A 24,514-nucleotide genomic window follows, 5' to 3' on the forward strand; every position below is an offset into this window, starting at 1 on the left:
GGCCTGACCAATCCGGGGTATAAATCAATTTGGCACTGGCTTATCAAGCACCCTGTTGAGTTCTCAAAGAACAACCACACACCATCCAGCAACCCCACATCCGCAGAGCCACCATCCGGGGCATTTCGTTCACCGCGACCGCCACTCTCGCGCCGGGCACTTTTACTACGTTACCTCACCGTCTCCGCCGTGTCAAACCGTGTGTCCCGGTCTGTCGTGCTTCGTACGGGTTGGCCCGCTGAACTTACGCAGCACCGAACCGCTGCGCTCGATCATCGGATTTGGCAGGCCGGCCGTCGCGGTGACCGCGAACTCGCCCGGTGCCCTGCCGGTCGACAACCTTACCCGGTCGGTTCCGCTCCGCCAAATCCGCCCTGCGGCGTTTCCGGCGAGCCCCGCCCGGTCCAGGTCCGATGGTGTCAACCATCCGAGCCTGGTCGTCGTTCCTGCGCTCCGGCCTTCAGGACTTTCGCCCTGCTTCGTCCGTTCCGCGCTGGCAGAGAGAAAGTTACGCGTCTTCGCCTTTGATCGTCAAATCCGTGGGTGGCGTCCCGCGTCACATCATCACCGTGCGGCTATCTTCCCTGCCCAACCCGGGTTCCGGGCGGGACATCCCGAGCCGCACCGGCGCTTCGGGCGGTGGAACGACCCCGGCGAGCCGCGAGCCAGCCCCTGATGCCGAGCACCCCGACGGTGGTGCCGATCGCCAGCGAGGCCGCGATCAGCAGGGCGTGCACCCAGAGGAAGCTCGTCGGGGTGCCCTCGCCGATCGTGCCGGTCGACCAGGACCGCGGGTCGTTCCAGATGGCGACCGCGAACCTCGGCCAGATCACCCAGGTCCACACCCCGACCCCGAGCAGGAACAGCGACCAGCCACGCGACAGCACCATGGCAGGCCAGTATGCCAGCGTCGCCATGGCCTGCGGCCCGGTCCGGCGCGGGGACCAGCTGCGTGCCGGCCCGCGCTGGGTGAGGGCGGGCACCCGGCCCGCCCCACCCGACAGGCGGCCATCCCGGAAGGGGTCCGCGCCACGACAGGCGTCAGAAGCAGGTGACGGCACCGCCGATGGCCGGGTTCGCCCGGTCGTGGCGGTGCAGGGTGCCCGAGGCGTCGGCCATGGCACCGCCCCAGATCGCGCAACCAGTGCCGACGTACCCGTAGACCGGGCCGGCGGCGTAGAGCCGGTTGCCGTCGTCGACCGAGAAGGAGGAGATCAGCTCCGGGTCCAGGTAGACCTGGGTCCTGGTGAGGCTTCCGAGGTACGCCGACTTGAGGGTGACCGTGCACCCGTACCCGGTGAAGGGGTTGCGCAGCAGGTGGACGGTGCCGAGCCGCTCGCCGGTGGTCGCGTCCCGGATGGGGTCCTGGTCGACGCTGACGAAGCCCGGCCCGCAGAGCCCCTGGGCGGTGTACGGGTTGCCCGCGGCGGCCCGCGCCCCGGTCCCGGCCAGCCCGACCAGTACGGCCACCGCGGCCGCCCCGATTCCGATTCGTCGAATTGCCCGCTGCATCTGCGCTTCCTTCTTTCCTCAACACCTGGGACGCGGGACCAGAATCGTCGGAACGGTCGGCCGGAGCGAATGTGCCCGACGAACACTCCGAACCCTTTCCGGGTGTGCTGACGGTCAGGTTCACCCGGTGCCACCTGCGGAGGAGCCCGCTGCCGGGGGAATGGGCGTCGATTATGAGGTATCTCGCAGAAACCGGAAATGATGAACCGAAAATTGCGTTGATGTTTCGGCGATTCGACGTGCGGGCAGAGTTTCCGTCGACGACGACAGCGGAGGTGGACCATGCAGCCGTTCAATCCGTGGAGTTGGCGGGACCCGGCCGCGCTCGCCGGCGGCTACGACGAGACCGGCCCGGACGACGTGCCGCGGCAGCGGTCGGCGGACGCCGGCGGCCCCGACGCACCCGGCCCGGGCACCCCGATCGACCTCACCGGTTACCGGGTGGAAGCGACCGACGGCCGGATCGGGTCGGTCGACCAGGCGAGCGAGGAAGCCGGGGCCCGCTATCTCGTGGTGGACACCGGGCCCTGGATCTTCGGCCGGAAGGTGCTGCTGCCGGTGGGCACGGTGGCCCGGGTCGACCACTTGGCGCGCGCGGTGCACGTGGACCGTACCCGGGAGCAGGTGAAGCACTCGCGGGCCTTCGAGCCAGACGACTTCGGCCGCCCCGAGTACCAGGAGCAGGTCGGCAGCTACTACGCGGAGAGCTACCGCGAGCGCTGAGCGGAACCCGGGTGATCCGGTGACCTCGGTCAGCCGGGGCGGCGAGGACCATCGCCGACCGGCTAACCTGTCGGCATGGTCCGGCCGAGCGCCCTCGCCCCGGAGACCGAGAACGGTCTCCCGGCGGCTGCTGCTCCGGTTCTTCCGGCCCGTGTCGATGACGGTCGGGAGCAGATCCTCGACGTACTCCGTGCCGGTGGGTTGCGGTTCCGCGCCGGCGGGCGATGGCGGTTCGCGCTCTGACGAGCCGCCTCCACTGATCCGGGGCCGCCCCGGGTCTCTTCCCGCGCGCCCGCGCGTCCTTCCACCGTTCTCTCGGCACGAAAGGCGTACCACCATGTCCGCAGCACGGATGCTCACCGGCGACCGCCCGACCGGGCGACTGCACCTGGGCCACTACGTCGGCAGCATCGCCAACCGGGTGCAGTTGCACCAGCGGTACGAGAGCTTCTTCATCATCGCCGACCTGCACATGCTCACCACGAAGAACACCCGTGAGGACATCGAGCAGGTGGCCGGAAACGCCCGTGAGATGGTCACCGACATCCTCGCCGCCGGCGTCGACCCGGACCGCGCCACCTTCTACCTCCAGTCGGCGATCCCCGAGGTCGGCGACCTGAACACCCTCCTCCAGAACCTGATCACCGTGCCCCGGTTGGAGCGCGTCCCGTCACTCAAGGAGATGGCCCGGGACGCCGGCAAGGAGGAGATGCCGTACGGCCTGCTCGGCTATCCCGTCCTCCAGGCCGCCGACATCCTCTGCGTGAAGGGGCAGGTCGTGCCGGTGGGCCGGGACAACGCCGCGCACGTCGAGGTGACTCGGGAGATCGCCCGGCGCTTCAACCACCTCTACGGCGAGGTCTTCCCGGTGCCGGAACTGATCATGTCCGAGACGCCCGCCCTGGTCGGCACCGATGGCCAGGGGAAGATGAGCAAGAGCAAGGGGAACGCGATCGGCCTCGCCGACGACCCGGCGACCGTCCGCCGCAAGGTGATGGGGATGTACACCGACCCGAACCGGGTGCGCGCCGACGTGCCCGGGACGGTGGAGGGCAACCCGGTGTTCGCGTACCACGACGTATTCAACCCGGACCGGGCGAAGGTCGAGGAGCTGAAGGCGCGGTACCGGGCCGGCCGGGTCGGTGACGTCGAGGTCAAGGACGAACTGGCCACCGCGTTGAACCGGTTCCTCGACCCGATCCGCGAGCGGCGGGCCCGCTTCGAGGCCGACCGCGGCCGGGTCGACGAGCTGATCGTCGAGGGCACTGAGCGCACTCGGGCCGAGGTGCACCGCACCCTGGTCGAGGTCCGCCGGGCGATGGGGTTGACCAGCGCGTACACCCAGGTGCGGCGGCGGGCCGAGCGGTACCGCAAGGCCGTCGCCACGCCGGCCTGAGCTTCCGCGTACGACCTGCCGGCCGGCCCGGAAGAGCGCTTGCGCCGCCCCCGGGCCGGCCGGTTAGGCTGCTGACATGACCAGCGCGCACGCCCACCAGCCGACGTCCCCCGACGTCCAGGTCGGCGCGCTGCGACGCCGGCGGTCCCGCGCCCGCCTGCGCTGAGCACCATCTCTTGCGACCGGCGGATCGAGCCGCCGGTCATCGCCGATCGTCCTCGGTCCGCCCGCATTCCCGTCCGGAGATCCGCGTGAGACGGATCCGAGCGAGATCGGCGTACCCATGGATCTGGAGAAACTGCTGACCGACCGGCTGGCGCCGGCGTTCGAGAAGGTGGCCGGCCTACCGGTGGACCCGGTGGTGCGGCGCTCGCAGCGCGCGGACTTCCAGTCCGACGCGGCGTTGGCGCTGGCCCGGCGGCTCGGCCGGCCGCCGCGGTCGATCGCGGCGGAGGTGCTGGACCGCGCGGAGCTCGGCGACCTGTGCGCCGTGGCGGAGGTGTCCGGGCCGGGCTTCCTCAACCTGACCGTCGCGGACCGTGCCCTGGGCGGCCTGGTCGCCGCACTGGCCACCGACCCCCGGCTCGGCGTGCCGGTCGCGGCCGAGCCGGAGACCGTGGTGGTCGACTACTCCGGGCCGAACGTGGCCAAGGAGATGCACGTCGGGCACCTGCGGTCGACGGTGATCGGCGACGCGGCGGCCCGGCTTCTGGCGTGGCTGGGCCACCGGGTGGTCCGCGCCAACCACCTGGGCGACTGGGGTACGCCGTTCGGCATGCTGATCGAGCACCTGGCCGACCTGGGCGAGGCCGAGGCGGCACAGGAGTTGTCCATGGGCGACCTGGACGCGTTCTACAAGGCGGCCCGGGCCAAGTTCGACGCGGACGAGGCGTTCCGGGAGCGGTCCCGGCAGCGGGTGGTGGCGCTGCAGGGCGGCGACGAGGCGACGCTGCGGCTGTGGCGGCTGCTGGTCGAGCAGTCCGAACGCTACTTCCTCGCCGTGTACGAGCTGCTCGACGTGACCCTGACCGCGCGGGACTTCCAGGGCGAGAGCAGCTACAACGACCTGCTCGCCCCGGTGGTGGCGGACCTGGACCGGGCCGGCCTGCTGCGGGAGAGCGACGGCGCCGCCTGCGTCTTCCCGCCGGGCTTCGCCGGCCGGGACGGTGAGCCGCTGCCGCTGATCGTGCGCAAGTCCGACGGTGGGTACGGCTACCCGGCGACCGACCTGGCCGCGATCCGGCACCGGACCGGGTCGCTGGGCGCGACCCGGCTGCTCTACGTGGTGGGCCTGCCGCAGCGCCGGCACTTTGAGCTGGTGTACGCGGCCGCGGCGCAGGCCGGCTGGCTGGTCCCCCCGGCCCGCGCCGAGCATGTGGGGTTCGGGTCGATCCTCGGCCCGGACGGGCGGATGCTGCGCAGCCGGTCCGGTGAATCGGTGAAGCTGGTCGCCCTGCTGGAGGAGGCGGTGGCCCGGGCCACCGCGCTGGCCCGGGAGCGCAACCCGGACCTGGGCGAGGCCGAGGCGGCCGAGGTGGGCAGGGCCGTCGGCATCGGCGCGATCAAGTACGCCGACCTGTCGAGCGACCGGCACAAGGACTACGTGCTGGACTGGGAACGGATGCTCTCGCTGGACGGGAACACCGCACCCTACCTGCAGTACGCGTACTCCCGGATCCGGTCGATCTTCCGGCGGGCCGGGACGGCGGCCCGGCCGGACGCGGCGGTCTCGCTGGTCGAGCCGGCCGAGCGGGCCCTCGCCATCGAGCTGCTCGGCTTCTCCGGGGTGGTCGCCGAGGTGGCGCGGAGTCTGGACTTCCACCAACTGGCCGCGTACCTGTACCGGCTGGCGGCGGCGTTCAGCGCCTTCTACGAGCGCTGCCCCGTGCTGCGGGCCGGGGGTGAGCTGCGGGAGAGCCGGCTGCTGCTCTGCGACCTGACCGCGCGGGTGCTCCGGCAGGGGCTGTATCTGCTGGGCATCCGGACCCCGGAGCGGCTGTGACCGGAGCCGTACGCCGTACCCGCATCTGAGCGTGGCGGCAACGCCTAGGGCGGCGTCGCAAAGCCCGGGCTGGTGGCCGTAGTGCGCGGATGACGAGGGTTTGGGTCAGGCTGGGGTGAGGAGGCAGAACTCGTTGCCTTCCGGGTCGGCGAGGACCGTCCACGGGACATCGTGGTCCAGGTCGATGGCGGTGGCGCCGAGCATCCGCAGTCTGGCCGCCTCGGCCTCCAGGTCGTCACCCGGGTATGGGCGGACGTCGAGATGGACGCGGTTCCACACGGTCTTCACGTCGGGTGTGCGGATGAACTGCAGATATGGGCCGACGCCCTTGGCGGAGCGCAGTACCGCGTTGTGGTCGGTCACCTCGTGCAGGGTCCAGTCCATGGCCCTGCCCCAGAAGCGAGCCATGGCTCGCGGATCCGCGCAGTCGACCACGACCGCGGCGATCGGTCCGGTGTCTCGGTAGAGCGGTCGGGGGTCCAGCACGCAGAACTGGTTGCCCTCCGGGTCGGCCATGACCGTCCATGGGACGTCGCCCTGGCCTACGTCGGCGGGTGTTGCGCCGAGATCCTTCAGGCGCGTGACCACCTCCGCCTGATGGGCCGCCGAGGTGGTGGCGAGGTCGACGTGCACGCGGTTCTTCACCGTCTTGGGTTCCGGGGAGGCGATGAGGTCGAGGCAGACGGCGACGGGATCGGGGTAGACGAAGCCCTCGGGTTCGAGGTTGGTCACGCCGGGTCCCTCGCTGGAGACTCCCCAGCCGAGCGCCTCCGCCCAGAAACCGCCCAGCGCGGAGTCGTCCCGAGCCTTCATGTTGATTTGAACGAGCCGCGTTGCCATGCCGACGATGCTAGGGCCTGTGTCGAGTCGGCGGTGGGCCCGAACTAGCCGCCGAGGTAGGTCGACCATCGCCAACCATTGCCCTCGGCGACTCCCCGTTGCGATCAAGCATCCTCAGCGGCGGGGCGTGCATCCATGGATGCACGAAAAACGCCCCTCTGGTCGATCATTTTCGATCGCCAGAAGGGCGTTTTCCCTGCTCAACCGCTGCGCGCCCGAAGGGACTCGAACCCCTAACCTTCTGATCCGTAGTCAGATGCTCTATCCGTTGAGCTACGGGCGCTTGTTGCTCGGCCAGTCTACACACCCGGCTTTCGCGCGGAGACTCCGGGATTCGAACCCGGGAGGGGCTTTAAAACCCCAACCGCATTAGCAGTGCGGCGCCATAGACCAGACTAGGCGAAGTCTCCCCGGTGGCCCGGAGACCACCGCGCCCGAGGATACAGGCCCACACCCGCCCGGGGCAAAGCGACTACCGGGAAGGACCCGTCCGCTGCCTTTCCCCCGTGTGCGACGCCACGCTCCGGACTAGGCTCCATCGATATGCAGGAGCAGCCGCCGAGCGATCCGCCCCGTCGCGAGCCAGCCGCCGACGCCCGGCGAAGCCGCTCCGCGAAACCGACCTTCACCCCGCCGCCGACCACCGAACCGTCCACGGAAGGTGCCGCCGCCGGGGCAGCGCCCCGCGCACGGCGGGCGAAGGTCCCTCCCACGGTGCTCTTCCAGCCGCCCGACCCGGCCGCCACCGCGCCGCGCGCCGGTGGCCCCGACGGCAGGCCGGAGGCATCGGCCGCCGCGCCCCGCCCCCGCCCGTCCGCAGAAGACGGCCCGACCTCGAGTACGCGGGACAGCGCGGCCGGGCGTGGGGCGGCCCCGGCCGACGGCGGGACGCCAGACCCGGCGGACGGCGGACGGACGGACCCGGCGGACGGCGGGTCGGCCGAACCGGCCGACGGCCGGGCGACGAACCCGGCCGATGCCGCTCCGGCGGGCGAGGAGGCCCCGATGTCGACCCGCCGTACCCCGGCCAGGAAGGCAACCCCGCCGGCAAAGAAGGCCACCACGACCGGGAAAGCGACCCCGCCAGCAAAGAAGGCCACCACGACCAGGAAGGCGGCCACGGCGAAGAAGGCCACCCCGGCCGCCCGGAAGCGGGCCCCCGAGACGGAAGCGGATCCGGCGGCAGCACCGGCGCAGGCCGGCGGGGCGGAGCCGATCGGACCAGCCGGCGCGGCCGGCGTCACGGCCGCTCAGGCGGACGTATCGGGACCGGCCAGCGTGCCGAGCGGCACCGACGACGGGGCCACCGAAACGGATGGGACGGCAGCGGCCAGCCCGCCGGCTGCCTCCCGGACCGTCAAACCAGGCAGGCCGACCGATGTGGCCGGCGCCACCGAAGCGCGGACAGCGGGCACAGCTCCGGCCGGGACCGCCCGGGCGGAAGACCAATCTCCGGCTCGGATCGGACCGGCGAAGAAGGCCGCGAAGAAGGCCGCGAAGACCGCCAAGAAGGCGGCCCCGGCGAAGGAGACCGGGCCGGCGAGGAGGACGGCCGGCGAAGACCCGACGCCTGCCGCTGCTCCGCCGCCGGAAACGCCGAAGATCACCGCGGCGACACCCGGTCCGCTCGCCGGGGACGAGCCGGAGTCGGGGCGTACCCCTGAAGAGAGCTGGCGGGCGGTGGCCGCGCGCCTGCTCGACCACCCCGGCTTCGCGCCGGAGCTGCTGGCCCGCGCCGCGGTGGAGGCCCTCGGGCCCCGCGCCGGCGACTGGGTCGAGCGGACCCGGGACAGGTACCCGGACGCGGACGCCGACGGGCTGGCCCGGCTGGCGACCCGGCGGTTCGTCCGGCTGGCGGGGACGGGTGGGGCGCTCGCGGCGGGCGCCGGGCTCCTCGCGCCGGTGGCCGAGCTGGCGGCGGTGCTGTGGACCCAGGCCAACCTGGTGCTGCACCTGGCGGCGGTCTACGGCCGCGACCCCGGGCATCCGGACCGGGTGGTCGAGCTGCTGGTGCTGACCCAGGTGCACCCGGACGCCGGCACCGCCCGCGCGGCGCTGGCCGCGGTGGCGTCGGCGGGCGCGCCGGTGGACGGCCCGTGGCCGCGGGCCGCCGAGGCGGCGTGGCGGCTGGCCACGCCGTTGGCCGCGCAGGCGGGCGGGTGGCTGGGACTGCGGGTGGCGTCCCGGCTGTTGCCGGGGGCGGCGCCGCTCGCCGCCGCGGCGGGCGACTCGGCGGCCGCCGAGCGGTTGGCCGCCCGTGCCGTCAGCCTCTACCGACCAACTCGCCGCCGATGACCGCGCCGCCGCCGGCGGGCACGCCAGGTTCGCCGGGATGCCCACCAGGTGCGGCATGTTGGGCGATCAGCAGGCGGGGACAGCCCGAGATGCCGCAACCAGCGGACGGCGGCGGGGCCAGGGCGGTCAGAGCCAGCCGAACCAGGACTTCGGCAGCAGCGCGTACCCGACGAAGGCGACCACGTCGAGCAGAGTGTGCGCGACGATCAGCGGGGCCACCCGCCGGGTGCGCAGGAAGAAGAGGCTGAACACCACGCCCATCACCGCGTTGCCGAGGAACGCGCCGAAGCCCTGGTAGAGGTGGTAGGAGCCGCGCAGCAGCGCGCTGGCCGCGATGACCGCCCCGAGCCGCCAGCCGAGCTGCCGCAGCCGGGTGACCAGGTAGCCGACCACGATCACCTCTTCGAGCACGGCGTTCTGCACGGCGGCGAGGATCAGCACCGGCACCGCCCACCAGAGGTGCGGCAGGGCGGCCGGGACCAGGGTGGCGTTGATGCCGAGCTGCGCGGCCGCCCAGACCAGCGCCAGCCCGGGCAGGCCGATGAGCGCCGCCAGCGCCGCCCCCCGGGCCAGGTCCGCCCCGGGCCGGGTCAGGTCCACCCCGAGCGTCCGGGCCGGGTCGCCGGGGTCGCGGGCCAGCAGGTGTACGGCGAGCAGCACCGGCAGCAGCGCGAAGAAGATGCCGAGGAGCTGGTACGTCAGGTCGAGGTACGGCCGGGCCGACGCGGAGGTGTTCAGCGCGGCGGTCTGCTTCGCGAGCCCGCCCGTGGCGGTCAGCTTGGCGATCAGCGAGACCAGCGCGTACACCGCCGACTGCCCGAGGGAGAGGCCGAGCACCAGCAGTGTCTCGGTGCCCAGGGTCCGGCGGGACACCGGCCGGGTCAGCTCGTCAACCGTCACCGGACCACTGTGCCGCACGCGCGGGCGGGCCGGCACCTGTCAGGGCATGACGAGGATGGCGGGGCCTCGCGCGACCCAGGTGAGCCGGTCGCACATTCTGTGCGACCGCCGTACACGCTGCGTGGAGATTCTATGGGGGCCCGATCCGCCGTCAGAAGAAGGAGCGTCCCCCCGTGGAGAACTTCGCGCGGCTGCTGAAGGAGAGCTGGACCCTGGTCGAGGAGGACCGGGAACGGCTGAGCGGTCACTTCTACGCCCGGCTGTTCCTCCTCGACCCGGAGCTGCGCAAGCTCTTCCCGGTGCAGATGAACGGGCAGGGCGACCGGATCCTGGAGGCGATCGTCACCGCCACCCAGACGGTGGGCGACCCGGAGAGCTTCGACGAATGCCTGCGGGCGCTGGGCCGGGACCACCGGAAGTACCACGTCGAGGCCGCGCACTACGAGACCATGGGGGTCGCCCTGCTGGACGCGTTGCGCAGCACCGCCGGGGACGGCTGGAACCTGGAGTACGACCAGGCGTGGCGGGAGGCGTACGCGAGCATCTCGGAGAAGATGCTGGCCGGGGCGGCGGCGGACGAGAACCCGCCGTTCTGGCACGCCGAGGTGCTCACCCACGAACGCTACGGCCCGGACACCGCGGTGCTGACCGTCCGCGCTCTCCAGCAGCCGCTGCGCTGGCAGGCCGGCCAGTACGTCAGCGTCGAGGCACCCCGCTACCACCCCCGGGTGTGGCGGACGTACTCGGTGGCGAACGCCCCGAACGACGACAACGTGCTCGAGTTCCACGTGCGGACGCCGGCCGGCGCGGCGGGGTGGTTGTCGGGGGCGTTGGTCCGCCGGACCAAGCCGGGTGACCTGCTGCGGGTGGCCGCCCCGATGGGGTCGATGACCCTGGACCGGTCGTCCACCCGGGACATCCTCTGCGTGGCCGGCGGGGTGGGGCTGGCCCCGATCAAGGCGCTGGTGGAGGAACTGACCGGGTTCAACCGGACCCGCTGGGTGCACATCTTCTACGGGACGCGCCGGCCGGAGGAGCTGTACGGCCTGCCGGGCCTGGAGGAACTGGTGGCCGCGCACCCGTGGCTGTCGGTGACTCCGGCGTGCAGCGCGGATCCGGACTTCGACGGCGAAGTGGGCGACATCTCCGAGGTGGTCACCCGGTACGGCCCGTGGACGACCCACGACTGCTACGTCTCCGGCTCGGCGGCGATGGTCCGGGCCACCCTGCGCGCGCTCGCCGCGGACGACGTTCCGCCGGAGCACATCCGGTACGACACGTTCGGCAACCTGTAGACGTTTCTCCCCCCAAGCCGGGTCGCGTGCCCCTGCCCCCTGGGGCACGCGACCCGGTCCCCGATCGCCGGTACGCGGGCCGGGCCGGCAACCGGCCCGCGTACCGGACTCTCCCGGCGTTCGGGGCGTCAGTAGCGCCAGGGGTTGCCGGTCTCCCGGTATTCCTCGACCGGCACCAGCGGCACGCCGGGGGCCATTCGGTCCACGTAGAGGCGCCCCTCCAGGTGGTCGATCTCGTGGGCGACCAGCCGCGCCATGGCGTACTCGAAGGACGTGATGACCCGGCTGCCGTCCCACAGGGCGTGTTCCACGTCGATCCGCAGCGGCCGGGGCACCAGCCCCCGGTGGTCGAAGAAGGAGAGGCAGCCCTCGTACTGCTCGTCGGTCTCGGACGCGGTGTCGACCACCCGCGGGTTGAGCAGGACGACCGGCTCGGCAGCCCGGTCCGCGGGGCGGACCAGCGCGGCGGCCCAGCCGAGCCCGAGCTGCGGGGCGGCGATGCCGACGCCCTTGCTGAACGGGTGCAGTTCGTCGAGGCGGACCAGGACGGCGGAGAGCCGGTCGACGACGTCCCGGGCGGCGCGTTCGTCGCGAGGCAGGTCGAACTGGCGGACGGGCTGCCGGAGCAGGTCTTCGCCACGCTGCACGATGCCGAGGGCGCGCATCCGGTCGCTGGCGCGTACCCGGCCGCGGGGAGCGTCGGGCTCGGTGTCCGAGGGCTCGCTGCGAAACCGCCACTGCATCCGGTAGCGGGCGTTCAGCGGCGGGTCTTCGGTGGCCCAGTCGTAGCGTGCCCGGCCGCCGTCGTCACGCCGCTGGATGGGGGTACGCAGCGGCCCCTCCTCGGCGGAGAGGGAGGTCTCCATTCCCCACACCTTCGGGTCGAGGTCGGCGGGGAGGTCGAGCCGGACGGCGAGGCGCCGGGTGGGCAGGCGGACGGCGCGTTGAAACCACGGGCCCCATTTGTCCCGGCCGACCTGGTACGCGTACTCGATGGTGACCCGGTCGCCGGGGTAGAGCGGGAAGCGGCCCTCGTCGTTCTCGAAGAGCAGCCAGATCTCCTTGAACGCGTCCCGGTCGTGCTTCGCCCGCCAGTGCATCGGCTCCCGCGCGCCGCCGTCGTCCCGGTAGGCCTGCAGTTGCAGCTCGGCGAAGGTGAGCGGGTGCTCCCGGTGGTGCCGGTTGGAGCGGCCCGGGTCGTTGGGGTAGCGGTCGACGGCGACCCGGACCAGGTAGCGGGTGACCGGTTCGGTGCCTGCGTTGTAGAGCTCACGACGGATCGCGCAGTGGTAGCCCTCGCCGGTGTGGGTGAGGGTGGCGGACTCCCGCTCGACCACCAGGCCTGTGCCGGGGGGCAGCCACTGGCCGGGGGCGGGCTGGTCGCGGTGCGTCCCGCCGGAGCGGCCGTGCCGCAGCTCGTCGTACTCCCGGAAGCGCTGCCAGATCGCGCCGCTGGCCTCCAGGACGGCCTCGGCCCGGCGGGCGAAGTCCTCGGTGGGCCGGTGCCGGCGCCCCTCGACGTGGCTGACGTACGACGGGTCGAAGCCCATCAGGGTGGCCAACTGCTTCTTGGACAGCCCTCGACCGGTGCGGTGCCGGGCGAGCTCGGCCGCGAACGAGTCGGCGGCACGCTCGATGGGTGAGGTCGTCATCGGCTTCCTCGGACGCGGGAAGACCATTTTCACGTTGGGTGGCCAAACGTGTACGGAAACTGCCTCGTATTCGACACTCACCTTGACAATCCAGCGGCGCCCGTCGATCCTTGCGCGGTCCGCCGGCCGGCCCGGTGACGTTTTCCCCTCACCCTGGCGGGTACAACGCGACTGCTCCGGGGTCGCGGCGTGGCGTCAGACACGCCGAGCCGGAGTGGCCGGAGCAGGCCGGCGGAGTGACCGGGACCTCTCCCGCCACCCCTCGATGCGACTTTCCCCCGACCGGTAGCTGTGGTTAGGCTAGCCTTAGTTCGGGCCGACGAGACGCGCCGGCCGGTGCGCGAGCAGACAGGGGCGGATCAGGTGACAGCGGTGATGCCGAGGCGCGACGGTGCCACACCGCTCGCCCCGGTCACCGCGGCCCTGCGCGCCATGTTCGGCACCGACGACCTGCCCGGGCTCGCGCCCGGCCTGCTGGTCACCGACGACGCGGCTCGCTGGGCCCCGGCCAGCCGGCTGGTCGACGGCACCCTGCTGCCGGAATTCCTGCACGCCGCGGCCCGGCGCTGGGGCGGCACCCCGCACGCCTGCGCCGCGGTGGCCTGGAAGTCGTACACCTACTGGACCGCGCTGCCGGTGGTGCTCGGCTGGGCCTCGGCGCGGCGGGTGCCGCTGCTGGACCCGGCCGACGTGCTGATCCACTTCGAGGACCACCACCAGCTGCTCACCCTGGGCCTGCGCAGCTCGACCACGATCGCCGTGCTGCCGAGCGATCCGCTGGCGCTGGCCGGCGCCCCGCACGTACGGGTGGTCGCCGACGAGGCCGCGCTGCTCGACGCGCTGCGCGCGTCTCTGCTCGACGCCCATTTCGCCCCGCTGATCGCGGCCATCCAGGCCGAGGTCCGGATCGGCACCCGTACGCTGCTCGGCTCGGTCGCCTCCGGCATCGCGCACGGCGTGCTGCGCGCCTCGGACGCGCTGCCCGGCTCCTCGACCGAGAGCATCGGGACGCTGCTGGACGCGCTCGGCCTGGGCGACCTGGTCGAGCTGGTGCCCGGCCCGGGCGGGGAGCCTACCGTGCAGCGGCGTACCTGCTGCCTGGCCTTCACCCTGCCCCGGCCGAAGATCTGCCAGGGCTGCTGCGTCCGCCCCTCCTGACCCGCACACCGGCCGCCGCCGAGGCGGTGTCAGTCGACCAGCGGGCGGACGTCCCAGAGCCACACCCCGCCGGTGGACACCGGCTGGATCCCGGTCAGCGCGATCATCCCCTCGCGCAACGCGTCGGCCTGCCGCAGCCGGGGGTCGAGGATCACCGCCCCCGCCCGCCAGTAGCGCAGGTCCTCCAGCGCGGCCATCCGGTCCGCCGGGCTGATCGGCGGCACTCCGTCCGTACGCCGGATCGTGGTGAAGAAGCTGCTGGTGGGGCGGGGCGGAGCGCTGAACAGGGCCACCCGGTGGCCGTCGGGGCGGGTGTCCGGGTAGAGGAAGTACCCGCGGGCCAGCGGCATGCCCAGCCGGGTCTCGGCGGACCAGCGCAGCGGGTCGGCGTAGTCGGTGTCGGGCAGCGGCAGCGTGACGACGCTGTGCCCCCCGGCCACGTAGGGCCGCCAGGCGCCGGTGGTGACGAAGTCGGGTGTCGGGTTGAGGCGTACCGAGGGGAGCGGGGTGGGCAGGATCGGCAGCAGCGCCATGGTCAGCACGGTGGCCGTGGCGAACCGGATCTGCGGGCGGGCGGCCGGGTGTCGCCGAGCCACCCGCCGGACATGGTCCGCGCCGAGCGCGAGCAGGATCCCGACGATCGGGGTGAGCGCCAGCGACCAGCGGGTGGGCACCACCGAGTGCAGCACCGGCAGCTTCTCCAGCACGGCCCACGGCCCGGGGATGCCGGTGTCCCGCCCGTCGAAGCGGATCTCCCGGCCGAGGGAGAAGGCCGCGAAGATCACTCCGACGGCGGCCAGGCCGAGCACCACGACGTTGCGCCGCAGCCACCACACCAGCGCGACCACCAGGACGGCGAGCGGCCAGCCGAAGAACGCGTTCTCCTCGGTGGCGTTCTTCACCAGCCGGGCGCTGGTCCGGGCGTCCCCGGCGACCGACTCCCGGGACCAGGCGACGAACGAGGCGAGGTCGGTGCGGTAGCCGCGGATGAGCCGGGACAGCCCCTCGTACGCCCCGGGCCCGAAGAACTGCACGTACAGCGGGTACGCCAGCAGCACCGCGGCGACGGCGGCGGCCACTCCGAGCCCGGCCCAGAAGGTCCGGGCCGACCGGCGCAGGTGTGGCCGGCCGAGGGCGAGCGCGACCACCACCACCCCGAGCCCGATCGCCGTCATCAGCAGGATCTCCAGGTTGAGGAAGGCCTGCCAGACGATCACCAGGCCGAGCAGCACGCCGTTGCGCAGCCAGCGGCCCGGGTCGGTCAGCCGCAGCGTCCGCCAGATGATCAGCGGCACCACGAACTGGCTGACGATGTTGGGGTGGGCGTTGGCGTGCGAGACCATCGCCGGCGCGAAGGCGCAGAAGCCGGCCCCGAGCCAGGCCGGCCCCCGGGCCCCGATCAGCACCCGGGACAGGACGAAATACCAGGCCACACCGGTGGCGAGCAGGCCGAGGGTGAGAAAGACCAGAAATGACGTACGCGGCCCGAACAGCAAGGTGATCGGCGTCATTGGCAATGAAACCGATAATACCGACGTATTTGCCATCAAATTGACGCCGTCCGGCACATTCATCCGGTCCGAGGTGAACGGGTAGACAAAATCCGTCACCACCCGGGCACCGTGCGCCATCATCCACTCGAACTGCGCCTGATCGGTGCGGTTGTCCCGCACCCCGTGCGCCGGGTTCAGCCAGAACCGAGCGGTCACCCAGAACGCGAGCAGCACGAAACTGAGCACGGCGGCGGCGTCGATCCACTTGCCCCGCGCCGGCCGTCCACCCTCGCCGGGCCCGTCCTCGCCAGCGCCACCAGGGGCGGCGTCCGATTCAGGAGTAGTCATGACAATTCAGAGCGTAGTCAGGGAATCGCGGTGGCCGTGCATGTTTCTGGGTACTGGCGTACTATGTGCCGAGTTCGCCGACCGCCGATCACGTGCCCACCCCCGACCACAATTCGGCCACTCCCGGTACCCCGATTCCCGCACCATCCATCGGGATGGTTGACTCTGTCGGTCCAGGCGCGGGTCAGTCATATCGTGAGGAATCGACGCATGGCAGATATCACTGGGGATCAACGCGTCCAGTCGGAGGTGCTCGAAGGCCTGGCGACCGCGGTCAACCACCGGAGATGGTTCGTCGAGCTGGCGGTGCCCCACCTCGGTGACAACCCCATCGAGATCGGCAGCGGGCTGGGCGACTACGCCCTGGAGTGGTCCGCGCACCTGCCCCGACTCACCGCCACCGAGGCGGACCCGGACCGGCTGGTCCGGCTCAAGGAGCGGCTGGCCGAGCACCCCACCATCGAGGTACGGCAGATGCTGCTGCCGCATTCCGAGCGGGGCGACTACAGCGCGGCCGTGTCGTACAACGTACTGGAGCACATCGAGGACCACGTGGGCGCGCTGCGCAGCATGCGCGACCTGGTCCGGCCCGGCGGCGCGGTGATCATCATCGTGCCGGCCTTCCAGTTCGCGATGAGCCCGGCGGACGTCGCCACCGGTCACGTCCGCCGCTACACGAAGCAGACGCTCGCGGCGGCGATGACCGAGGCCGGGCTCACCGTTGAGAAGATCCACTACGCCAACGCGCTCGGCCTCATCGGCTACTTCATGGCCACCAAGGTCTTCCGGCTGATGCCGAAGGAGGGCCCGATGGTGAAGATCTACGACAGCCTGGTCCTCCCCGCCACCAAGGCGGCGGAGCAGCGGCTGCGCCCGCCGTTCGGCCAGTCCGTCTTCGCGGTCGCCCGGGTACCGGGCTGACGCTGCTACGGGGCACGGGCCCCCGCGCCGGCGGGGCCCCGTGCTCCGTCACGGCTCGCGGCCAGTCACTCCGCGATCTGGTACGTCGGGCGGATGACCGCCCGGGCCAGGGTGTGGAACGCCAGGTTGAAGCCGACGTAGGCCGGGCTGGCGGTGGGGCCGACGTCGAGCTGATCCACGTCCACCGCGTGCACGGCGAAGACGTAGCGGTGCGGGCGGTCGCCGGCCGGCGGGGCGGCGCCGCCGTAGCCGGTGTCGCCGTAGTCGCTGCGGACGCTGAAGGCGGCGCCGAGTTCGCTCTCCTCGACGCCGGTGGGCAGCTCGGTGACCGAGGCGGGCAGGTTCACCAGCACCCAGTGCCAGAAGCCGCTGCCGGTCGGGGCGTCCGGGTCGAAGCAGGTCACCACGAAGCTCCTGGTCTCGTCCGGGAAGCCCGACCAGGCCAGGTGCGGGGAGACGTTCTCGCCGCCGACGCTGCCGTGCGCGTACCGCACGTCCATCGGCTCGCCGTTACGCACGTCGTCACTGGTCAGCGTGAACGACGGCACCGTCGGCAGCAGCTCGTACGGGTCCGGGGCGATCGGTCGTTCCAGGGTCATCGAGAGGATCCTTCCGGGTGCGCGAATTCCTGCGCCCCTTCATACCCTTCCTGGGCCGCGATCGAACCGAAAGCACGTCGTGTCCGGAACGGTCGACGCTCGCCCCCGAACGGCTTCGCCGTGGGCGTGGCGGACCTGTACCCCATCCTGGGCCTGCCGGGCGACAGCAGGCAGGACTACCTGGCGTCGCTACCCGGCCCCGCCTGCGCCGGGTACAGCTGGTGTGTTCGTGCTGATCAGGAGGCGGAGGGTGTGGGATTCGAACCCACGAAGGACATCGCTGCCCTTACCGGTTTTCAAGACCAGCGCCATCGGCCACTAGGCGAACCCTCCCGGACACGTCCCCCACGGGGCGCGCGACCGTGCCTAGTCTGCCACGGACCGCACCACGGGCGAGCCGCCGTCCCACCCTCGCTGGCAGGATGGCCCCGTGTGGGAAACCCCGGCGGTAGTGCTGATCACCGGAATCATGGCGGCGGGCAAGTCGACTGTGGCCGAACTGCTGGCCCGGCGGCTGCCCCGCTCGGTGCACCTGCGCGGTGACGTGTTCCGGCGGATGGTGGTGAACGGGCGCGCGGAGATGACCGCGCAGCTCTCGGACGAGGCGTGGCGGCAGCTCCGGCTCCGCTACGACCTGGCCGCCACGGCGGCGGACCGGTACGCCGCCGAGGGCTTCACCGTCGTGCTCCAGGACATCGTGATCGGAGCCGAACTGTCGGCCATGGTCGAACGGATCCGGCACCGGCCGCTCGCGGTGGTGGTGCTCGCGCCACACGCCGAGGTGGTCGCCGCCCGCGAGCGGGACCGGCCCAAGCAGGGGTACGGGGACTGGCCGGTCGCCGACTTCGACGCCGGGTTCCGCGCCGAGACGCCCCGGATCGGGCTCTGGCTGGACACCTCGGCGCAGACCCCGGCGGAGACGGTGGACGAGATCCTGACTCGGGCGTGGACGGATGGCCGGATCGGGTAAGACTGGGCCATGCACGCGATCACGATCCCGAAACCCGGCGGACCCGAGGCCCTCGTCTGGTCGGAGGTGCCCGACCCGGAGCCCGGCCCCGGCGAGGTGGTCGTCGAGGTGTCGGCGAGCGCGGTGAACCGCGCCGACCTGCTACAACGGCAGGGGCAGTACCCGCCGCCGCCGGGCGCGCCGGCGTACCCGGGGTTGGAGTGCTCCGGGATGGTCGCCGCGCTCGGCCCGGGCGTGACCGGCTGGGCGGTCGGCGACGAGGTCTGCGCGCTGCTGGCCGGCGGCGGGTACGCCGAACGGGTGGCCGTGCCGGTCGGGCAGCTGCTGCCGGTCCCGCGCGGCGTCGACCTGGTCGACGCGGCCGCGCTGCCCGAGGTGGCCTGCACGGTCTGGTCGAACGTGGTCCAGCTCGCCCGGCTGGCCGAGGGCGAGGCGCTCCTGGTGCACGGCGGGGGCAGCGGGATCGGCACCCTCGCCATCCAGCTCGGCGTGGCGCTCGGCGCCACGGTGGTGGTGACCGCCCGGTCGGGGAAGCACGACCGGTTGCGCGAGCTGGGCGCCGCGCACGCGATCGACTACCGGGAGCAGGACTTCGTCGAGGAGGTCCGCCGGGTCACCGACGGTCGGGGCGCGGACGTGATCCTGGACATCATGGGTGCCGCGTACCTGCCGCGGAACGTGGCGGCGCTGGCCACCGGTGGCCGGCTCGTGGTGATCGGCATGCAGGGCGGCCGCAAGGGCGAGCTGGACCTGGGAATGCTGCTGGCGAAACGCGGTTCGGTCCACGCGACGGCGCTGCGTTCCCGCCCGCTGGACGAGAAGGCGGGGATCGTCCGGGGGGTACGCGAGCAGGTGTGGCCGCTGGTGGAGTCCGGGGCGGTCCGGCCGGTGGTGCACGCCCGGGCGAAGCTGGCCGACGCCGCCGACGCGCACCGCCTGCTGGAGACCAGCGACCACCTGGGCAAGGTGCTGCTGGTCCGGTGACCGGTCAGGCCGGCGCCGGGTCCGAGTCGGGGCGGGGCAGCATGAGCCGCGCGCCCGGGCCCTCGGCGGCCAGCGAGTCAGCGGGGTTGTAGAGGGTGCAGCGCTGCAGCGACAGGCAGCCACAGCCGATGCAGCCGTCCAGGTCGTCGCGGAGCTTGCCGAGCAGCCGGATCTTCTCGTCCAGCCGGTCCCGCCAGCTGCGGGAGAGGGCGGCCCAGTCGTCCGGGGTCGGCGTACGCGACGACGGCAGGGAGTCGAGCGCCTCCCGGATCTCTTCCAGCGAGACACCTACCTGCTGCGAGATCCGGATGAACGCCACCCGGCGCAGCTCGGTGCGGGCGTACCGGCGCTGGTTGCCGCCGGTGCGCTGGGACCGGATCAGCCCGAGCCGCTCGTAGTAGCGCAGCGCGGAGGGGGCCACCCCGCTGCGGGCGGCGAGCTGTCCGATGGTGAGTGCTTCGTGCATCACAGGGCCTTGAGTTGAAGTGCGCTTCAACTCCGAGGCTAGCGGCATGACGACGACGACCGCCACCGACCCCGCCGTGCTGCGGGCGCTGCTCGACCGGGTCCGCGCCGGGCGCAAGTTCGGCGCGAACGTGTACTCGACGCTGGACGTGTTCCAGGTGCTCTACGACCGGGTGCTCCGGATCACCCCGGAGACCGTCGACGACCCCGACCGGGACCGCTTCCTGCTGTCCAAGGGGCACGCCGTCGCCGGTTACTACGCGCTGCTCGCCGCGAAGGGCTTCATCCCGCTCGAGTGGCTGGACGACCAGGGCGGGCCGGACAGCCGCCTCGGCGACCATCCGGACCGGCTGCTGGTGCCCGGCGTGGAGATCGGGTCCGGGTCGCTCGGGCACGGGCTCGGCCTGGGTGTGGGCACCGCGCTCGGGCTGCGGGCCCAGGGCCGGTTCGACCCCCGGGTGTACGTGCTGCTCGGCGACGCCGAGCTGGACGAGGGCTCCAACCACGAGGCGATCGCGTACGCCGGGGCGACGGGGCTGGGCAACCTGACGGCGATCGTGCTGGACAACCGGTCGGCGAGTCACGGCTGGCCGGGCGGCGCGGCGAGCCGGTTCACCGTCAACGGGTGGAGCGCCGCGACCGTGGCCGGCCGGGACCACGAGGCCCTGCACACCGCCCTCACCGGGCACGACAACCATCGGCCGCACGTCGTCGTCGCGGTCGTCACCGACGGGGAGTGATCATGCGCGACACCTTCGTGGCCACGGCCACCGCCTTCCTGGACGACCCCCGGACCACCATCGTGCTGGCCGACATCTCCGCCGCGGCGTTCGCCCCGGCCGCCGAACGCCACCCGGACCGGGTCATCAACGTCGGTATCCGGGAGCAGCTCATGGTGGGCGTGGCGGGTGGGCTCGCGCTGACCGGTCAGCGCCCGATCGTGCACAGCTACGCGCCGTTCCTGGTCGAGCGGGCGTACGAGCAGATCAAGCTGGACCTCGACCACCAGGGGGTCGGGGCGGTGCTGGTCAGCGTCGGCGCGTCGTACGACCGGGCGGCGGCGGGCCGCACCCATTTGAGCCCGGCGGACGTCGCGCTGATCGACACCCTGCACGACTGGACGGTCCACGTGCCCGGCCACCGGGACGAGGTGCCGGGGCTGCTGCGCGGCGTGGTGTGCGGGTCGGATTCGGCGTACGTGCGGCTGTCCACCCAGAGCAACGCGCGGGCGTACCCGGAGGCGGGTGACCTGCGCGTGGTCCGCGACGCGGGGCCGGGCGCGCCGCTGCTGGTGGCGGTCGGGCCGCTACTCGACCAGGCCCTCGCGGCGGTCGCCGACCGGCCGGTCACCGTGGCGTACACCCATCGGCCGCGGCCCTTCGACACGGCGGGGCTGCGGGCCCTCGCCGGCACCGAGGTGATCCTGGTCGAGCCGTACCTGGCGGGCACCTCGGCCCGGGTGGTCGGCGCGGCGCTGGCCGACCGGCCGCACCGGTTGCTCGCTCTCGGGGTGGGCCGGTCGGAGCTGCGCCGCTACGGCACGCCCGAGGATCACGACCGCTGGCACGGCCTGGACGCGGCCGGCCTGCGCCGGTCGGTCGAGGAGTTCCTCGCCGTCTGAAACGGGGGTCGCGGTGTCGCGGGATCAATCAGCCCGGGACACCGCCGGATCCGCGACCTGGCGATGAGAGATCAGGAGTCGACCGGGCGGCGGCGGGCACGCTCACGGGCCAGGATCCAGATCGCCTCGACGCCGTCCTTCCAGGTGATCTTCTTGCCCTCCTCGCGGCCCCGCGCACGGTAGCTGATCGGCACCTCGTACGGGCGGATGCGCTGGCGAAGCAGCTTGCCGGTGACCTCGGCCTCCATGCCGAAGCCGCGGGAGCGGATCCGCAGCGAGCGGTAGAGCTCCAGCGGCATCAGCTTGAAGCAGGTCTCCAGGTCGCCGATGTAGGAGTTGAAGAGCACGTTGGCCGCCATCGTGACGCCCTTGTTGCCCATCACGTACCAGAAGCTGTAGGCGCTGTGGCTGCCGAAGGTCCGATTGCCGTAGACGACCGTCGCCCGGCCGTCGAGCACCGGCTCGAGCAGCCGCGGGATGTCCTGCGGGTCGTACTCGAGGTCGGCGTCGAGGATGACCAGGTAGTCGCCCTCGGCGTTGTCGACGGCGGTCTTGATCGCCGCGCCCTTGCCAGCGTTGCGCTGGTGGGTGATGACCCGCAGCCGGGCGTCGTCCACCCGGCCGAGCACCTCGGCGGTGCCGTCGCGGCTGCCGTCGTCGACGACGACGAGTTCGATCTCGCAGGGGTAGTCCACTGCCAACGCCTGCTTGAGGGCATCCGCGATGCGTTCTTCCTCGTTGTAGACCGGCATGAGGATCGACAGCTTCACGGGTTCTCCACGGTGGCGACGGCAGATCGGGCCTAGCGTAACCTGGCCGGTCCCCGCGGTCACCAAAGCATGGCAGCGAATTCGACGAGGTTGAACATCCGGCCGGTCCGCTGCCGCCCGCACGGCCGACCCGATATGTCGGAAGGGTCCGCTTCCGCACCCGCCCGCAACGTTTCCGAGACGCATTCACATCCCTCCTCCATTCGGGTTACCTTCCGGTAACTCAATCGACGTAGAGCGATTGAACCGAAAGGAGTGCGTCGATGCTTGGTACCCCCGCCAGGCGCGGGCGGACGACCCGACGGCGGGCCCTGGCCGTCGTGTCCGCCGCCGCTCTCGCCCTGCCGCTCCTGGTCGGACCGGCCGCCCCTGCGGCCGCCACCGATCGGCCCGCCGTCCAGCCGCTCCCCGCCGCCCTCGAGACCGTCCGGGCCGCCGAGGCCACCGCCCTCTACGGATCCCCCGAACTCCGGCCACTGGAGCAGCGGCGGACCGCCCTGGTCACCATGGGCGACAGCGAGATCTCCGGTGAGGGGGTGGGCAACTACGTCCCCGGCACCCATCAGCCCGGCAACTGGTGCGACCGTTCGTACGACCAGGCCGTCTTCCGTACCGGCATCCCGGCCGACGAGCGCTACAACCTGGCCTGCTCGGGCGCGACCCCGTGGCACCTGATGGCCGGCGGCCCGACCCAGCACAACGAGCTGAACCAGGGCGACTACCTGGCGATCAAGGCGCGCAACACGCACGTCAAGCTGATCTGGGTGGTCGTCGGCGCGAACGGCGAAGGCACCATCCAGTTCGGGCCGGTCGCCACCGACTGCGCGATCCGCCGGGTCTTCTTCCAGGGGGCGTGCTGGCCGACGTACACCGACCAGTGGACGATCCGCACCGACGGCAGTCGGGTCGCGGTCGAGGCCGCGATCAACTCGATCCGGCAGACCATGACCTCCGCCGGCTACCTGCGCTCCGACTACGACCTGGTGCTGATGTCGTACCCGAGCCCGGCCAGCCCGGACGTCGAGGACAACCCCGACTTCCCCGGCTGGTACGCCGGCGGCTGCCTGCTCTACCTGGCCGACATGGCGTTCGCCCGGAACAAGGCGGTGCCGCTGTTCGAGTCGGCGCTGCGCGCGGCCGCCACGAACACCGGGACCCGCTATCTGGACGCCAGCCGGCTCTTCCACGGCCACGAGGTGTGCACCGACAACACCTCGGTCCGCGGGCTCTACATCGAGGTCGGGATCTGGGACGAGAACGCGGCCCGGCAGTCGTTCCACCCCAACTACCGGGGCCACGGCATGTTCGCCCAGTGCATCACCCAGTTCTGGACCGCAGGCCTCCAGCAGGCCACCTGCGTCGACCCGGCCAGCACCGGGCAGGGCGTGCTGGTCAACGAGCTGCTGGCGTTCCGGCAGCTGCGCAACGTCGCCACCGGCACCTGCGTGGACGGCAAGGGGTACGACTCGCGCAACGGCACGGTGCAGCAGTCGTACGCCTGCCACGGCGGGCGGAACCAGGGGTTCTGGTACGACCCGGCGCGGCAGTCGCTGCACTCCGAGCTCTCCCACGACCGCTGCCTGGACGTGACCGGCGGCTCGCTGACCGCCGGCACCACCGTCAACAGCTACGACTGCCACGGCGGGCCCAACCAGAAGTTCGTCTTCGCCGGCAACCAGCTCAAGCCGGCCGGCGCGAGCAACCTCTGCGTCGGCTTCGACAACCCACTGCTGGGGACCCCGCGGCTACGGCTGGCCGCCTGCTCCACCAGCACCCGTCAGCAGTGGTCCTTCGAGTCCCGGTCGTACGCCAACCCGGTCGGCTACGGCCACGACGACTTCATCGGATCCCGCGTCTACTGACCCGAGCGGTCAACCGGGGCCCCCGCTACCACCTCAGGCGGCAAGCGGGGGCCCCTCCGTTCACTGCTGCCTGACCGGCACCACGATCAGCCGGGCGCTGCCACCGTCGCCGTCCTTGGCACCCGCGACCCCGACGGTGGTGCCGACCTTGATGTCGCTGGACCGCACGGTGGTGCGCCGCTCGAGGACCCGCAGCTTGTCGCCGAAGGTCCAGGTCATCGTGAAGCCGTCGGTGGACTTCACGGTCATCGACCGCTCGTCGATGGCGGTCACCTGGCCGCGCTGGACGGCGATCGTCTTCGTACCGCCGTCCTTGGTCCGCACCACGACCTCGCCGTGCAGCGTGTTCTTCCGGAGCAGCACCTGGGCCCGGTGCCGCTTCCGCCACTCCTCCGCCCGCTCACCCCGCTTGTCCTGCGGACCGGCCTGCTCACCGGCCGGGGCGGAGGCCGAGGGGGCGGCGACCGGGTCGACGTCCAACTCGGCGGCGTCGAAGCCCAGCGCGGCGAGCGCCTGACCGTCCGCCCCCATGGCGGCGGCCACCTCGACCGCGGTCTCCTTCGCGGGGTCCGCGGCGAGCGGGGCCGGGTCGCAGCCGGTGAGGCCGAGCGCAGCGGCCGCGAGCAGCGCGGTGACGCCGGTGACGATTCCCTGACGTGCCATCGGTTGTCCTCTCTGGTCCGTGTTGCCGTCATCGTCGCCGGGGCG

The 24,514-nt window shown here is 72.2% G+C and carries 22 protein-coding genes and 3 tRNA genes; 12 read left to right on the plus strand and 13 right to left on the minus strand.

Going from position 1 to position 24,514, the window contains the following annotated elements; all coding sequences use genetic code 11:
- Window positions 1-575: 575 nt before the first annotated feature.
- Window positions 576-890, minus strand: coding sequence for an SCO4848 family membrane protein (locus tag ACFYM6_RS00005; RefSeq protein ID WP_387270740.1), 315 nt, complete (start codon window positions 888-890; stop codon window positions 576-578).
- A gap of 151 nt (window positions 891-1,041) precedes the next feature.
- Window positions 1,042-1,512, minus strand: coding sequence for a hypothetical protein (locus tag ACFYM6_RS00010; RefSeq protein WP_387270741.1), 471 nt, complete (start codon window positions 1,510-1,512; stop codon window positions 1,042-1,044).
- Between the two features lie 282 nt (window positions 1,513-1,794).
- Between ACFYM6_RS00010 and ACFYM6_RS00015 the strand changes: the two genes are divergently transcribed.
- From ACFYM6_RS00015 to argS, 3 genes are all read left to right on the plus strand, one after another.
- A complete protein-coding gene (locus ACFYM6_RS00015) occupies window positions 1,795-2,235 on the plus strand; it encodes a PRC-barrel domain-containing protein (RefSeq protein ID WP_387270743.1) in 441 nt (146 codons plus the stop codon).
- 337 nt (window positions 2,236-2,572) lie between these two features.
- Window positions 2,573-3,631 carry a tryptophan--tRNA ligase gene (gene trpS, locus ACFYM6_RS00020; protein WP_387270745.1) on the plus strand — a complete coding sequence of 353 codons (1,059 nt, stop codon included), beginning with the start codon at window positions 2,573-2,575 and terminating at the stop codon, window positions 3,629-3,631.
- A 283-nt stretch (window positions 3,632-3,914) separates the two neighbouring features.
- Window positions 3,915-5,633 carry an arginine--tRNA ligase gene (argS, locus tag ACFYM6_RS00025; protein ID WP_387270747.1) on the plus strand — a complete coding sequence of 573 codons (1,719 nt, stop codon included), beginning with the start codon at window positions 3,915-3,917 and terminating at the stop codon, window positions 5,631-5,633.
- 105 nt (window positions 5,634-5,738) lie between these two features.
- Here the strand turns inward: argS and ACFYM6_RS00030 are convergent, their stop codons facing one another.
- The 3 genes from ACFYM6_RS00030 to ACFYM6_RS00040 form a co-directional block, all read right to left on the minus strand.
- Window positions 5,739-6,473, minus strand: coding sequence for a VOC family protein (locus ACFYM6_RS00030; RefSeq protein ID WP_387270749.1), 735 nt, complete (start codon window positions 6,471-6,473; stop codon window positions 5,739-5,741).
- A gap of 210 nt (window positions 6,474-6,683) precedes the next feature.
- Window positions 6,684-6,756, minus strand: a tRNA-Arg gene (locus ACFYM6_RS00035).
- A 36-nt stretch (window positions 6,757-6,792) separates the two neighbouring features.
- A tRNA-Ser gene (locus ACFYM6_RS00040) sits at window positions 6,793-6,883 on the minus strand.
- A 595-nt stretch (window positions 6,884-7,478) separates the two neighbouring features.
- Here ACFYM6_RS00040 and ACFYM6_RS00045 point away from each other — a divergent pair.
- Window positions 7,479-8,768 (plus strand): hypothetical protein, encoded by a 1,290-nt coding sequence (locus ACFYM6_RS00045; RefSeq protein WP_387270751.1) that lies wholly within the window; start codon window positions 7,479-7,481, stop codon window positions 8,766-8,768.
- Between the two features lie 126 nt (window positions 8,769-8,894).
- Here ACFYM6_RS00045 and ACFYM6_RS00050 read toward each other — a convergent pair whose 3' ends face one another.
- Entirely contained in the window at window positions 8,895-9,668 is a 774-nt protein-coding gene (locus tag ACFYM6_RS00050; protein WP_387270753.1) for a CPBP family intramembrane glutamic endopeptidase, read from the minus strand.
- A gap of 173 nt (window positions 9,669-9,841) precedes the next feature.
- Between ACFYM6_RS00050 and ACFYM6_RS00055 the strand changes: the two genes are divergently transcribed.
- Window positions 9,842-10,963 (plus strand): globin domain-containing protein, encoded by a 1,122-nt coding sequence (locus tag ACFYM6_RS00055; protein WP_387270754.1) that lies wholly within the window; start codon window positions 9,842-9,844, stop codon window positions 10,961-10,963.
- A gap of 128 nt (window positions 10,964-11,091) precedes the next feature.
- Here the strand turns inward: ACFYM6_RS00055 and ACFYM6_RS00060 are convergent, their stop codons facing one another.
- Window positions 11,092-12,615 carry a peptide deformylase gene (locus ACFYM6_RS00060; protein WP_387270756.1) on the minus strand — a complete coding sequence of 508 codons (1,524 nt, stop codon included), beginning with the start codon at window positions 12,613-12,615 and terminating at the stop codon, window positions 11,092-11,094.
- Between the two features lie 375 nt (window positions 12,616-12,990).
- On the opposite strand from ACFYM6_RS00060, the gene ACFYM6_RS00065 reads away from it, so the two are divergent.
- Complete coding sequence (locus tag ACFYM6_RS00065; protein WP_387270758.1) at window positions 12,991-13,773, plus strand: hypothetical protein; 783 nt, start codon at window positions 12,991-12,993, stop codon at window positions 13,771-13,773.
- 29 nt (window positions 13,774-13,802) lie between these two features.
- Here ACFYM6_RS00065 and ACFYM6_RS00070 read toward each other — a convergent pair whose 3' ends face one another.
- On the minus strand, window positions 13,803-15,614 hold the full coding sequence (locus ACFYM6_RS00070) for a hypothetical protein (RefSeq protein WP_387270760.1): 1,812 nt from the start codon (window positions 15,612-15,614) through the stop codon (window positions 13,803-13,805).
- A gap of 210 nt (window positions 15,615-15,824) precedes the next feature.
- Between ACFYM6_RS00070 and ACFYM6_RS00075 the strand changes: the two genes are divergently transcribed.
- Window positions 15,825-16,535: a class I SAM-dependent methyltransferase gene (locus ACFYM6_RS00075; protein ID WP_387270762.1), complete on the plus strand. Its 711-nt coding sequence runs from the start codon at window positions 15,825-15,827 to the stop codon at window positions 16,533-16,535.
- 65 nt (window positions 16,536-16,600) lie between these two features.
- Here ACFYM6_RS00075 and ACFYM6_RS00080 read toward each other — a convergent pair whose 3' ends face one another.
- Together ACFYM6_RS00080 and ACFYM6_RS00085 are read right to left on the minus strand one after the other, a co-directional pair.
- Window positions 16,601-17,134, minus strand: a complete 534-nt coding sequence (locus ACFYM6_RS00080) for a YbhB/YbcL family Raf kinase inhibitor-like protein (protein WP_387270764.1) — start codon at window positions 17,132-17,134, stop codon at window positions 16,601-16,603.
- 244 nt (window positions 17,135-17,378) lie between these two features.
- Window positions 17,379-17,467, minus strand: a tRNA-Ser gene (locus tag ACFYM6_RS00085).
- 97 nt (window positions 17,468-17,564) lie between these two features.
- On the opposite strand from ACFYM6_RS00085, the gene ACFYM6_RS00090 reads away from it, so the two are divergent.
- Together ACFYM6_RS00090 and ACFYM6_RS00095 are read left to right on the plus strand one after the other, a co-directional pair.
- On the plus strand, window positions 17,565-18,104 hold the full coding sequence (locus ACFYM6_RS00090) for an AAA family ATPase (RefSeq protein ID WP_387270765.1): 540 nt from the start codon (window positions 17,565-17,567) through the stop codon (window positions 18,102-18,104).
- 9 nt (window positions 18,105-18,113) lie between these two features.
- On the plus strand, window positions 18,114-19,088 hold the full coding sequence (locus tag ACFYM6_RS00095) for an NAD(P)H-quinone oxidoreductase (protein WP_387270767.1): 975 nt from the start codon (window positions 18,114-18,116) through the stop codon (window positions 19,086-19,088).
- Window positions 19,089-19,092: 4 nt separating this feature from the next.
- On the opposite strand, the gene soxR is transcribed toward ACFYM6_RS00095, so the two are convergent.
- Window positions 19,093-19,554 (minus strand): redox-sensitive transcriptional activator SoxR, encoded by a 462-nt coding sequence (gene soxR / locus ACFYM6_RS00100; protein ID WP_357434320.1) that lies wholly within the window; start codon window positions 19,552-19,554, stop codon window positions 19,093-19,095.
- A gap of 46 nt (window positions 19,555-19,600) precedes the next feature.
- Between soxR and ACFYM6_RS00105 the strand changes: the two genes are divergently transcribed.
- Both ACFYM6_RS00105 and ACFYM6_RS00110 read left to right on the plus strand, forming a co-directional pair.
- Entirely contained in the window at window positions 19,601-20,293 is a 693-nt protein-coding gene (locus ACFYM6_RS00105) for a transketolase (protein ID WP_387270769.1), read from the plus strand.
- A 2-nt stretch (window positions 20,294-20,295) separates the two neighbouring features.
- Window positions 20,296-21,174, plus strand: coding sequence for a transketolase family protein (locus tag ACFYM6_RS00110; RefSeq protein WP_387270771.1), 879 nt, complete (start codon window positions 20,296-20,298; stop codon window positions 21,172-21,174).
- A gap of 71 nt (window positions 21,175-21,245) precedes the next feature.
- Here ACFYM6_RS00110 and ACFYM6_RS00115 read toward each other — a convergent pair whose 3' ends face one another.
- A complete protein-coding gene (locus ACFYM6_RS00115) occupies window positions 21,246-21,944 on the minus strand; it encodes a glycosyltransferase family 2 protein (protein WP_357434323.1) in 699 nt (232 codons plus the stop codon).
- Between the two features lie 263 nt (window positions 21,945-22,207).
- Between ACFYM6_RS00115 and ACFYM6_RS00120 the strand changes: the two genes are divergently transcribed.
- A complete protein-coding gene (locus ACFYM6_RS00120) occupies window positions 22,208-23,806 on the plus strand; it encodes a ricin-type beta-trefoil lectin domain protein (protein WP_387270773.1) in 1,599 nt (532 codons plus the stop codon).
- Window positions 23,807-23,866: 60 nt separating this feature from the next.
- On the opposite strand, the gene ACFYM6_RS00125 is transcribed toward ACFYM6_RS00120, so the two are convergent.
- The gene (locus tag ACFYM6_RS00125) at window positions 23,867-24,469 is read right to left on the minus strand and encodes a hypothetical protein (protein ID WP_387270774.1); all 603 of its coding nucleotides are present in this window, start codon (window positions 24,467-24,469) and stop codon (window positions 23,867-23,869) included.
- Window positions 24,470-24,514 lie beyond the last annotated feature (45 nt).

Origin of the sequence: Micromonospora sp. NPDC006431 (assembly GCF_042870725.1) — a bacterium.
Classification (GTDB): domain Bacteria; phylum Actinomycetota; class Actinomycetes; order Mycobacteriales; family Micromonosporaceae; genus Micromonospora.